The sequence below is a fragment of the Pseudooceanicola nanhaiensis DSM 18065 genome (genome assembly GCF_000688295.1).
GTDB lineage: Bacteria > Pseudomonadota > Alphaproteobacteria > Rhodobacterales > Rhodobacteraceae > Pseudooceanicola > Pseudooceanicola nanhaiensis.
Genome location: NZ_JHZF01000013.1, coordinates 101129 through 113101, shown reverse-complemented (window position 1 = coordinate 113101; position 11973 = coordinate 101129). Strand labels below are relative to the sequence as shown.

At 67.2% G+C, this 11973-nt stretch carries 6 protein-coding genes; all 6 read left to right on the top strand.

Annotation, left to right across the window (positions count from 1 at the left end):
• The first annotated feature begins 224 nt into the window (after positions 1-224).
• The 6 genes from Q344_RS0110635 to Q344_RS0110595 all read left to right on the top strand — a co-directional run bounded on the left by Q344_RS0110635 (position 225) and on the right by Q344_RS0110595 (position 11884).
• Positions 225-1817, top strand: a complete 1593-nt coding sequence (locus tag Q344_RS0110635) for an ABC transporter transmembrane domain-containing protein (protein ID WP_028286682.1) — start codon at positions 225-227, stop codon at positions 1815-1817.
• Between the two features lie 35 nt (positions 1818-1852).
• Positions 1853-3883 carry an ATP-binding cassette domain-containing protein gene (locus Q344_RS0110630; RefSeq protein ID WP_169739190.1) on the top strand — a complete coding sequence of 677 codons (2031 nt, stop codon included), beginning with the start codon at positions 1853-1855 and terminating at the stop codon, positions 3881-3883.
• A gap of 4 nt (positions 3884-3887) precedes the next feature.
• Entirely contained in the window at positions 3888-5270 is a 1383-nt protein-coding gene (locus Q344_RS0110625; RefSeq protein WP_028286680.1) for an HlyD family type I secretion periplasmic adaptor subunit, read from the top strand.
• Positions 5271-6847: 1577 nt separating this feature from the next.
• Positions 6848-8023 (top strand): VCBS domain-containing protein, encoded by a 1176-nt coding sequence (locus Q344_RS0110610; RefSeq protein WP_028286677.1) that lies wholly within the window; start codon positions 6848-6850, stop codon positions 8021-8023.
• A gap of 803 nt (positions 8024-8826) precedes the next feature.
• Positions 8827-9765, top strand: coding sequence for an SH3 domain-containing protein (locus Q344_RS25130; RefSeq protein WP_156954689.1), 939 nt, complete (start codon positions 8827-8829; stop codon positions 9763-9765).
• Positions 9766-9811: 46 nt separating this feature from the next.
• Entirely contained in the window at positions 9812-11884 is a 2073-nt protein-coding gene (locus Q344_RS0110595) for a M13 family metallopeptidase (protein ID WP_028286676.1), read from the top strand.
• The last annotated feature ends 89 nt before the right edge of the window (positions 11885-11973 follow it).

Sequence of the window (11973 nt, the reverse complement as noted above, 5' to 3'; positions counted from 1 at the left end):
GAGAGCTACCGTTGCGGGAGACCGAGCAATGACCGGCTGCCCAAAGGCGCAGGTCACACTTGTTCCGTGTGCCTTGTGCCGGCGAGCGCGTTCAGGATCACCGCGGGGACGAGCGGAGATGGAGTTCGCCTAGCCGGTTATTTTCGGGGGCAAGATGGGGTCACTTTCAATTGCTTCGGCGCCTTGACTGCGTAGTGTATTTCCGTGGGTTGTGGAGGTCGCCTATGTCACGCGTCTGGATTGTTGCGCTGTCGCTTCTGTCGAATATTCTCGGCCTGGCACTGCCCCTGGCGCTCATCCAGGTGTATGATCGCATCATCCCGAACCAGTCGCTTGGCACGGCGGCGGTGCTGTTTTCCGCGGTCTTGATCGCACTCCTGCTGGATGGTCTCGCGCGATTTGCCCGGTCGGCCATCTTTGCCAGGATCGGCAGCGTGGAGGAGCATCGCCTTTCCCTTCGCGTCGCGAAACATGTCCTCACCATGCCGCGCGAAAGGTTCGGTCGCATGGGGGCTGGACGGATCGACGGGCTTTTCGCCACCATCGCCCGATCCCGCGAGATCCTCGAGGCGCGGTCCCTGATGGGATTGTTCGACGCGCCTTTTGCATTCGCCTTTCTTGCCCTTGTCTGGTTTCTGGGAGGAGCAGTCGTGCTTGCGCCGCTTGCGGTGATCGGCGTGATCGGCGCGCTGGCCTTTCGCGCTGCATATCTCAACAGGCAGGCCGTCGCGGAGCGGTTCGCGGAACATTCCAAGTGGACGTCGTTGCTGACGGTGGCGTTCAATCGCATCGAGTTGCTGCGCACGCAGGGCCTGCCGGGGCGGCTCATGGCCCGACTGCGCCAGACCGCCAGAGCCGGGGCGGCGGCCACCGAGCGCTCCGAGCGCCAGACCGGGCGGCTCACCGACCTGACGCAGATTTCCAGCCTGGCAACGGCGGTGTCGGTGCTTGGCCTTGGGGCCGTGCAGGTGCTTGAGGGAAACATGACCGTCGGCGCCCTGGCGGCATGCCTCATCCTTGGTCAGCGCGCGGTGGCCGGGCTGGTCGGGCTCCTGGCCGGGCTGGCGCGTCGTCAGACAGCCGCCTCGGCGCATCGGATGCTGCAGGCGGTGATGGCCGATACGGCCCCACTCATCCCGCCCGCAATGGACGAAGCGGCCTTGGCCGCCCCGCTTGGCCTGTCCTGGGTCGGGCCGGAAGGACGCCGGATCGAGGTCGCTGCGGGTGCGCTGACGGTCGTGACATTCCCGAGCTTCGACGATGCGGATGCGGCTTTCGTCGCCTTCCATGATGCGCTGCGCGAGGCGCGGCACGACGGGATCGATCCGTTCTCGCTGAAGCTCGCCGGGACCGGCGAGGCAGTGCCGCATGCTCATGCGTCCCGGATCGCCATGGTGCGGGCGATGCCCAGCCTGTTTCGCGGCACGATCCTGGGCAACATCACAGGCTTCGATCCGTCGCGGACCACCGTCGCCATGCAGATAAGCGAAACACTCGGCTTGCAGCGGCCTGTGGGACGATTGGCCAACGGCTACCAGACAGAGGTCGGCAACCGGCTTGGTGCGCCGCTGTCGAGCGGTGCCATCAAGCGGATCGGTCTGGTTCGCGCCTTCGCCGGCGCACCCGGTCTGGTGGTGCTGAACCACCCGACCTATGCACTCGACAAGGACGGCGTCGACCGGCTCCTTGCCTTTCTGCGGAAGGTTTCGGCCAGCACCACGGTCGTCGTCCTGACGCGCGAAGGCGTGCTTGACGGGCGTGATCTTTCCGCCACCGATGGCGGCGACAGGGGTGCGCCCGCGCAGGTGGCGGCATGAATGTCGCCCACGGTAGCGCGGCAGCGGATGCCAGGATGCCCGAGCCAGCGCAACCGCCTCGGCCTGAGCGTCCCGGTCGACGTCGCAGCCCGCTCGAGCATCTTCTGCCGGAGGTGCTGGGCCGCCTGGGATGGCAGCGAGCGCCGGTCGTGTTCGATAGCGCCCTGCCGCCGCAGCATGCGTTGGCCTCGCTCGATGACGCCTCGATGCTTCTGACCGGGCTCTGCCTGCCGAGCGAGGTCGGCAGCGCTCCGCCGCGCGCGTGGCAGGATGGCGGCGACGGAGCGATCTTGGCGCTTTCGGGGGAGGAAGCGGTCGCCATGGCCCGGATCAACGGTCAGGAGATCGTCCTCGCCAGTACGGATACTCCGCGACCGGATATCCGCAGGACGCTCCGCCAAGCCGAACGCGTGCTGTTTGTCTACCGGTCGGCAGAGGCGGACCGCGACCGCATCACGCGCGACATGCTATTGCGCCGCCTGCGCCAGGGCCTGCGGACGGGGCTGGCGCTCTCTTTCTTCATCCATGTCGTGGCGGTGCTCGTGCCGCTCTTCATCATGGCCGTCTTCGACCGGGTGCTGGGGGTGGGGGCGGCCGGTTCGCTGTGGCCGATCCTCTCGGGGGCGGCCCTCGCGGTGGCCTGTGTCGCCTTGCTGCGGCTGGTGCGCGCGCGCTATCTCGCCGCCCAGCACGCCAGACTGGCCGCGCTTGCCGGTGCCGCCGCCGAGGCCCGGCTCCTGAGCTTGCCGTTGCAGGCGGTGTTGGCCCAGTCGAGAGAGAGCATCGAGGCACGCATCACGGCGGCGCGGCGGGGTGCGGATGTCTTTGCATCGGCGAATACGGCCGCCGTTTTTGACGCGCCCTTCGTGCTGCTGTCGCTTCTCGCGATCGGGCTGCTCGGCGGCATCCTCGTCCTGGTCCCGGCGCTCTACCTGCTGCTCATGATGGGGGTGGCCCTGCTGGTGTCGCGGGACCGTTTCGGCGCTGACCCGATGCTGGCGCAAGCCGGCAGGGAACGCGCTGCGATGCTGCACGAGGTCGGGGTAAAGGCTCCCGAGATCATGGAAAACCGGCTTGGCGCCGTCTGGCTGGGGCGGTTGGCGGAACAGGCCGCGCATGCGGCCCGTGGGAGCTACGCGCGCGGGCTGCGCTCGGCCGGCATCATGGCGCTGGGAGCGATCCTCGGGACCGGCGCGGCGCTGGCAACACTGGCTGTCGGTGTCTGGCTTGCCATCGGCGGCATGATGAGCTCGGGCGCCCTCGTGGCAACCATGTTGCTGACCTGGCGGATCACCGGCCCGGCGCAGGCGCTCTTCATCGCGTTGCCGCGGCTGCAGGCCATTCGTCTTGCCCTGCGCTCGCTGAAGACGCCGGTCGCGAGCGAGCTTGCGGGCCCCGCTCCGGCGGGCCTTCAGTCGGCGCCGCGCGGCGCGCCGGATATCGCCCTGCAGGGCGCCTATTTTCGCTATGATGCCGAAACCGAACCGGCGCTGAACAACGTGTCATTCAGCGTCGCGCCAGGAAGCGTCAACGTGATCATCGGGGCCAATGGGGCTGGCAAGACCACGCTTCTGCGGCTGCTCTCCGGCAGCCTCGCTCCGCAATCGGGGCAGGTGCTGCTGGACGGTGTCACGCTGCGCCAATACGATCCCGCAGAGCTTGCGCTGACCTCCCTGATCCTGCCCGCGCTTGCTGAGCGCGGATCGGGAAGCGGGGCGCCCTGGTCCTTGTCGGAGGCGGGCGCGTGGTCTCCGCGCGCCGCCATGGACGCTGTACTGGCCGATGCACTGGCGCCGGATGCGGCGCCGCCGGACAGCCCTGCGCCCTCGGGATGCGATCCGGTCCTGGTTCTGCTGGACGATCCGACCGGCTGTGCCGATCCCGCCGAGCGCGAGGCCTTCCTGGCCTACCTGCGCAGCGTTCGAGGTCACGCCACGGTCTTCTTTTCCACCCATGATCTCTCGCTGGTCCCGGCCGCGGACAACGCGATCTATCTCGACGACGGGCTACTGCGTCATTTCGGCCCCGCCCGTCGCGGCGAGCACAACGAACAGGGGGCAGCCTGACAGCATGGCCGATCGAGACGAAACCTCCCCGCTCGAGCGGTTCGAGCTGAACGACGCGCCGGTGGCGCGGCTGGCGCGGATCGCCAGCCTTGCTGTGCTCGGGTGCCTCGTCCTGCTGCTCGGCTGGACGATGATCACCCCGGTGGATGAAGTCGTGCGTGCGCGCGGCGTGGTGGAGCCCGAAAGCTCCACGCAGCGTTTGCAGAGCGAATTCGGCGGTGCCGTCGGAGCGGTGCACGTGGAGCTTGGTGAGCAGGTCGAGGCGGGACAGCTCATCGTCGAGTTCGATGCGGCCGAACTTCTGTCGCAACTGCGCGAGGCGCGCAGCCAGGCCTTCGGGATGGCGCTGGAGAGCGAGCGCCTGACCGCGCTCGTCGAGGGCGGGACGCCGGATTTCGAACCGATCAGGGCGCGCGCCGTCGATCCCGACTTCCCCTCCCTGCCGGAGGTTCCCAGTGCGCGCCACCTTGGCCTGCCGGAAGACGATGTGGACGAAGCGATCGCGCGCGAGATGGCCGTGTTCGAAGCCCGCAAGGACTATCTCGACAATGCGCGCAACCTCGTGCAGCAGCAGATCATTTCGGCCAGCGCGGAACTTGACGCGATCGCCACGGAGCGGCCGGCGGTGGAGCGGCAGCGCGCCGCGGCTGGCGACCGCGTGGACAAGCTGGAGCAGCTGCAGGAGCGAGGCCTCACGCCACAGGCCGATCTCGTCGAGGCGATCCAGATCGAGGCGGACTACGAATTCCAGTTGGCCGAACTGACCGGGCGCGCCGCGGTCCTGCGCGCCCGCAAGACCGAGCTCGAACAGCGCCTTTCCGAGATCGACGTGGGCGAGGCAGACATCGCCAGCGCCCGGATCGCCGACGTCAACCGCGACCTTTTCGAAGTGGCCGAGCGCATCGCGCGGCTGATCAGGCGCCTTGCCCAGACCGAATTCAGAACGCCGGTGGCAGGCACCGTCCAGAGCCTGCCGGAAACCGTGGTCGGCCGCTTCATCGAGGCGGGCGGACTGGTGGCCGAGATCGTCCCCCGTGACGTGTCGCTGCGCTTCGAGGGCGCGCTCAGCCCGCGTGACGTGGGCTTCGTGACGGTTGGCCAGCCGGTGAGGGTGAAGATTGATACCTTCGATTTCAGCCGGTTCGGCGCACTCGAGGGGCGGGTCGCCGAGGTCTCTCCAACCACGGTGAACGATGACCAAGGGGCGTCTCATTACCAGGTGTTGATCGACCTGCCGCAGGCCTTCTTCGGCGAGGATCCACAGCGCTTTGCCTTGCTGCCGGGCATGACGGGCGAGGCGGATATCACCACCGGCAGCAAGACCGTCTTCGCGTATCTCTGGAAGCCGGTCTTCACCAATCTCGATCTTGCACTGACCGAGCGGTAGGGGACGACATGACCGGATCATCGCCCGAGGACGACAAACCCGCGACCGGCCTTCTGCACCGGCTCTGGTCGCGTCTGGCCGGAACGCCGGAGGATGCGAGGGATCCCCGTCATGGTCAGTCCGAAGAGGCGTTCGGATGGCGTACCGGGACGAAGGCGCCCGATACGCCCGGCGACGCGGTCGAGACGACGCCCCCTCGAACCCCGGGCCTCGTTCCGCCGGACCAGGACCGCACGCAGCGAGAAGGCGGTCTGGAGCCGGGCTTGCCCGACGACGTTCCCCTGGGCCCGACCACCGATCCCCATCTACCGCCGCCCGTCACGCCGCAGCCGGTCCCGCAAGGCACCCCGGCGCCAGAGCCTCAGCCGGTGGACCAGGGAGCGCCCAGGCCGGAGCCTCAGTCGCTCCCTCAGGGCACCCCGGAACCGCAGCCGCAACCGGCAGACCAGGGAGCGCCCAAGCCGGAGCCTCAGCCGCTCCCGCAGGGCACCCCGGAACCGCAGCCGCAACCGGTGGACCAGGGATCGGCCACGCCGGAGCCCCAGCCGATCCCCCAGGGCACCCCGGTACCGCAGCCGCAACCGGCGGACCCGGGAACGCCCAGGCCGGAGCCTCAGCCGCTCCCGCAAGGCACCCCGGTGCCGCAGCCGCAACCGGTGGACCAAGGAGCGGCCACGCCGGAGCCTCAGCCGCTCCCGCAAGGCACCCCGGAACCGCAGCCGCAGCCGGTGGACCCGGGAGCGCCCAGGCCGGAGCCTCAGCCGATCCCGCAGGGCACCCCGGTGCCGCAGCCGCAACCGGTGGACCAGGGAGCGGCCACGCCGGAGCCTCAGCCGCTCCCGCAAGTCACCCCGGTGCCGCAGCCGCAGCCGGTGGACCAGGGAGCGCCCAGGCCGGAGCCTCAGCCGCTCCCGCAAGGCACCCCGGTGCCGCAGCCCCAGCCGGTGGACCAGGGAGCGCTCACGCCGGAGCCGCAGCCGCTCCCTCAGGGCACCCCGGAACCGCAGCCGCAGCCGGCGGACCAGGGAGCGCCCACGCCGGAGCCCCAGCCGATCCCGCAAGGCACCCCGGTGCCGCAGCCCCAACCGGTGGACCAGGGTCCGCCCACGCCGGAGCCGCAGCCGCTCCCGCAGGGCACCCCGCAGCCGCAGCCGCAGCCGGTGGACCAGGGAACGCCCAGGCCGGAGCCTCAGCCGCTCCCGCAGGGCACCCCGGAACCGCAGCCGCAGCCGGTGGACCAGGGCCCGCCCAGACCGGAGCCTCAGCCGCTCCCTCAAGGCACCCCGGTGCCGCAGCCGCAGCCAGTGGACCAGGGCCCGCCCAGGCCGGAGCCTCAGCCGCTCCCGCAAGGCACCCCGGTGCCGCAGCCGCAGCCAGTGGACCAGGGCCCGCCCAGGCCGGAGCCTCAGCCGATCCCGCAAGGCACCCCGGTGCCGCAACCGCAGCCGCAACCGGTGGACCAGGGAGCGCCCAGACCGGAGCCTCAGCCGCTCCCGCAAGTCACCCCGGAACCGCAGCCGCAACCGGCGGACACGGGAACACCCACACCTGAGCCTCAGCCGATCGCGCAGGGCACAGTGACGATCAGCGCGTTCGACCCGAACGTCGATGCCTTGATCGGCGGGCTGACCGATGGTGGAAACCCGGACCTGGGTCTGCACCTGCAACAGGTGCCGCCTCAGGTGCAGGAAGCCGTCGCGCAGCAGGTGCTTTGGGAGATCCAGCAGAACCCGAAGGACTTCGACATACCGCCGGGACAGGCGATGCATCTTGCGGACCTCGAGCCGAAATTCGTTGCGCGCTGGTCGGACACGATCAACGATATCGTCCTGCAGAAACTGCAAGACCTGGGCTATCACCCGTCCATGGGGCAGGGGCTGGTCGACACTCAGGCGCTGGCCGCCTCCCGATCGGGTGCCATTGTCGATGCGCCGGCGGCTGCGGAGGAATGTATCGAGATCACCGGCCAGCTGACGATCCGGGATGCCGATACCGGCGATCAGGCCTTTCAGGCCGATCGGATCGACGGCCAATACGGCACGCTCGAAATCACCGCCGACGGCCAGTGGCGCTACGCCGCGCGCGAAAGCCAGGGAGCGATACAGGCGCTTGGTCCTGATCAGCATCTGACCGAGGTGATCGGGGTCACCACCGTCGACGGCCATCGCAGTGAGGTCACGATCACCATCGAAGGCGGACTCGACGCACCGACCCTGTCGGTGCAGTCGGTGGCGGCCGGGCAGACAGCCACGGAAACGGCCTCGGCCGGACCCTCCGAGGTGTCGATCGACGCCATCGAGGATCAGCCGAGCGCGCTCGACCTCTCGGGCCACATCGGTGATGCCGATGCGGAGCAGCACAGGGCGACGGACGTGGGCGACGTGACGGTTCCGGAAGGGGATGCAAACGTCGCCATCTCCTCCTTGTCAGGGGAGTCGGAGGCGCCCGAGGCTCCTGTGGTGTCGCCTGAACCGGGTGACCCGTATCTCGGCGCGATAGCGAGCACCGCTCCGCCGGAGACCGCGCTGACCGACCGGTTGCCCGATGCGACCGAGGATCCCTACGCAGACGCTCTCGGCATTCCCGCGGGCGAGGCGTTGCCGCATGACGGCGTGGATGGCGCCCGGTTGGTCGAGCTCGATGCGGGGGCGGCCGTCGATGGAGAGCCCTTGGCGGACCCCGAGATCTCACCGGCCGAGGACATTGTCGACACCGACCCAGCGGATCCGTCGCAGGACGACCACCAGGGATGAGACAGCGCCTGCCTTCCTTTCCGCCGCGCCCGACCGGGCGCAGCCACCGCACTTGCGGGCCGCGGATGATCGCTCCCGATTTCCGGTCGAGGCGGTCTTGCATGAGGCTTCGATCCAAACGCGCGGCGCTGAGCCGGCAGATGGCGATCCGGCAGATGCGGTTCGATGCGGGGACGTGCGGCACTGTCATTCGGGACAGCATCACCGGGTATGGAGGGATCGACTGCAGGCCAGCGCAGCCTGGCGTCTGGTCGTCGATCTGAAGACTTCGAACCCCGGCAACCATTTCAACATCATGCCCGCCCGGTTCGGACTTTCTTGCATCTCGCTGCCAAAGTCCGGCCATGTCTCGGAGTCGCCCGACATCCGGCCCGATTGTCGCTGCGAAGCTGCCCGTCAGTTCCGCCATTCACCGCAAAAGCGAGAATGGCGTTCTCGCAGGCGTTTTTTCGCGTCGGTCATGATGACCCGTTGATCAGCCCCACAAGACGCCAAAAGGAAATCGGGCAATTGTCATCCTGACCGTTGCGATTTCTTTGCGAGCGCTTCCTTGAAACAGCCTGAAAGGGGCGGGGTAATGGGCGTGAGGATACGCCTGCAGGCAAGGCGCGCAATCTGGATAGGTTTCCGCGCGATCTGGATATCGAATGCTTTGGCGGCCGCCATGAGGCAACGGCTAAGATCAAACATCTTAAGAAGCGAATCTGTGCGAACTTACTATGCAGTTCCCGGCTTCTGTCCGGCTTGCCGGCGGGGCTGCTGCTCCCAAACCCTGGAGTCCCTCCATGAGGTACTTAGTTCTCTTGTTGCTGTCGGCCTTGCCCTACGCCGCGTGGTCGCAGGATACCGTCGAGAAACGGATCGAATTCTCTCCCGGCAGTTCGGGAACGACAATCGAGGGGCGGATTCAGGGCCATTCCTCGGTCGACTATCTGCTTGGCGCCTCGGAAGGCCAGCGGATGACGGTGGATTTCACGACGGACAATCCTTCGGCCTATTTCAATCTGATGCGCGGCAATGATCCTGCCGCATTGCACGTCGGTTCCATAGCCGGCAACAGGTTCGACGGTGCGCTTCCGGCGTCCGGGGATTACCGGGTTCGCGTCTACCTCATGCGCAACGCGGCCCGCCGGAACGAGGTCGCATACTACACGTTGCGCGTTTCCATCGCCGGGCAATCCGCGGCTGCCGCGCCTCCCTCGGGCGATTTCGCTGACGGTCTGTCCGGCGGGCCGGACTGGTGGGAAGTGACCGGATTGGCCGCCAATGACACGCTCAACGTCCGCACGGGCGCCGGGATCGGGAATTCCGTCATCGGGGCGTTCGGAAACGGCGACCGGGTGCGAAACCTCGGATGCGCCATGAACGGGTCGACCCGCTGGTGCCGGGTCGAGATGCCGGGCGACCAGCCTGTGCGCGGCTGGGTCGCGGGGCGGTATCTCGTCGAGGCGGCGGCCCCGCCCGTGAACGGGGCCAGCGGATCGATACCCTGCGCGGTCTCCCAAAGCCAGCCGATGGGCCGCTGCGCCTTTCGCGTGTCGCGCGGAAGCGGTGGCACCGCCAGCCTGTGGGTGGCGCTTCCGGCCGGAGGCGAACGCTACCTCGATTTCAGGGAGGGCAATCTCGTCGGCTCCGACCCCGGCAAGGCAACCCACCAGGAACGCCTGGGAGACCTGAACCTGATCTTCATCGACGGAATCGAACGCTACGAGATTCCCGACGCCGTGATCTACGGCGGATGATGGGCCGCCTTGTACCAATTCGTTCAACGATAGGGAGACTTCGAGAATGAAATTCACTGGTGTCGCGATGACGACCAGCGCCATGGCCCTTATGGCAAATCTGGCGGCGTCTCAGGAGATCGACCTGCCGGAGCTCGGGCCGGACGATCTGATGTTTGCGATCGAGAACATGGACCTGAACGCCGATCCGGCGGAGGATTTCGCCCGGTTTGCCGCCGGCGGGTGGATCGACCGGGTGGAACGTCCGGCCGAATTCGCGTCCTACGGCTTCGCCAGGATCCAGTCGGAGCGGATCAAGGCACAAGCCTTCGCGCTTCTCGACACGGTGGTCGAAGACGCGCCCGAGGCGCCGAAGGGCAGCGTGACGCAACTCGTCGGTGACTTCTACAAGGCCTACATGGACACCGCGCACCGGGATGCACAGGGCATGGCCCCGCTGCAGGAGGATCTCGACAGGATTGCCGCGATTTCCTCCATCGACGATCTCGCCCGCTATGCCGCCCGTTTCCAGACGATTGCCGCTGCGCCGCTGTTCCTCGGCTTCGGACCCTGGCCCGACCTGGCCGACGGGACGAAATACGCCGTCCTTGCCGCCGGAACGAGCCTGGGGCTGGAGACGGAACGCGATGTCTACACGTCGGACGATGATGCGCCGCGCCGGGTGGCCTACCGGGCGTATATCGAAGAGCTGCTGACGGTCGCGGGCTACGAGGCGGATGTTGCATCCGGAATGGCCGACACCATTCTGGAGATGGAAACGGAGCTGAACGCGGCCCTTCTGACCGATGAGGAATCGCGCGATCCCCGGAACTTCTACAACCTGACCCCGCCGGCGGAGGTGCAGGCCCAGATCCCCAACCTGGATTTCTCGGTCTATCTCGACGAGCTCGGCTTCGAGCTTCCCGAGCAGGTCATCCTGGTCGAGCCGAGGTTCTTCCCGGTCCTGTCCTCGATGCTCGACGAGCGCCCCCTCGAGGATTTCAAGGTTTACGCGACCTACCGGCTGATCAAGAGTTTCTCCAATGTCCTGTCGACCGACTTCGAGGCACCGGAACGGACCCTGAGCCTGGCATTCGAGGGCGTCGCCGAACTCGATCCGCTGAAGGACCGTGCCCTTGCGCTTCTCACGGAATCGCTCGGCCACCCGATCAGCCGGATCTACGCCGAAGCGGTCTTCGAGGAGGAGACGCGCACCGACCTCCTCGTCATGATCGACGATGTTCTCACGACCTTCCGCGAGCGGATCCCGACCCGCGACTGGCTGTCGGAGGAAACCAAGGCCGAGGCCCTGGCCAAGGTGGACTCCTTCTCCGTTGCCGTCGGCTATCCCGACGAAGAGGACTGGGTGGATTACAGCGAACTCACGATCGTTCCCGACGACCCGGTGGCCAACCTGATGGTCGTTGCCGAATTCGAATGGCAACGCTCTCTCGACCAGTTCGGCGGCCCTGTCGTGCGCGACAAGTTCTTCGGCAACAGCACCTTCCCGATCGCCATGAACGCCGCCTACAATTTCGGGATCAACGGCTTCGAGATCACCACGGCCATCGCGCAGGCACCGGCCTACCAGCCGGAGATCCCGGCGGTGCGGTATTGCGCTTTCGGCGCGATCATCGGGCATGAAACCACGCATGGGTTCGACACGACCGGCAGGCAGTACGATGCCAAGGGCAACCTGCGCAACTGGTGGACCGACGAGGACGCCGGCGCCTTCCTGGGCGAAGCGCAGAAGCTGATCGACCAGGCGAACGAAACCGAGATCGTGGCGGGCTATACGGGCCGCGGCGAATACTGGCTGCCCGAGATGATGGCCGATGTGGGGGGGATCACGCTCGGCCATGCCGCGCTGATGGACTACCTCGCGGAGCATCCCGAGGAGGATGTCGAAATCGGTGGCTTCACGCAGGAGCAGCTTTGCTTTGTCGCCTGGGCGCAGCTTTGGGCCGAACAGGCGACCGACGAGTTCCTGATCAATGTCGCCACGGCCGGCAACCATCCTCCGGACACATTCCGCACGACAGCGCCATTGCAGCATGTCGACGCCTTCTATGACGCATTCGGAATCGAGGAAGGCGATCCGATGTGGCTGCCACCGGAAAAACGGGTCAACGCCTGGTGAGAAAAGGACAATCACCGCGTCGGCCAAGGACCTTGGCGTAAAGAGTGCCACTCGTTTTCCATAGAGTTCAAAATCAACAGGAGACTTTC

Bases quoted from the DNA above. Each gene is read 5' to 3' on its own strand.
- Q344_RS0110625 (WP_028286680.1), top strand. From the start codon at position 3,888: ATGGCCGATCGAGACGAAACCTCCCCGCTCGAGCGGTTCGAGCTGAAC.
- Q344_RS0110635 (WP_028286682.1), top strand. From the start codon at position 225: ATGTCACGCGTCTGGATTGTTGCGCTGTCGCTTCTGTCGAATATTCTC.
- Q344_RS0110630 (WP_169739190.1), top strand. From the start codon at position 1,853: ATGCCCGAGCCAGCGCAACCGCCTCGGCCTGAGCGTCCCGGTCGACGT.
- Q344_RS0110595 (WP_028286676.1), top strand. From the start codon at position 9,812: ATGAAATTCACTGGTGTCGCGATGACGACCAGCGCCATGGCCCTTATG.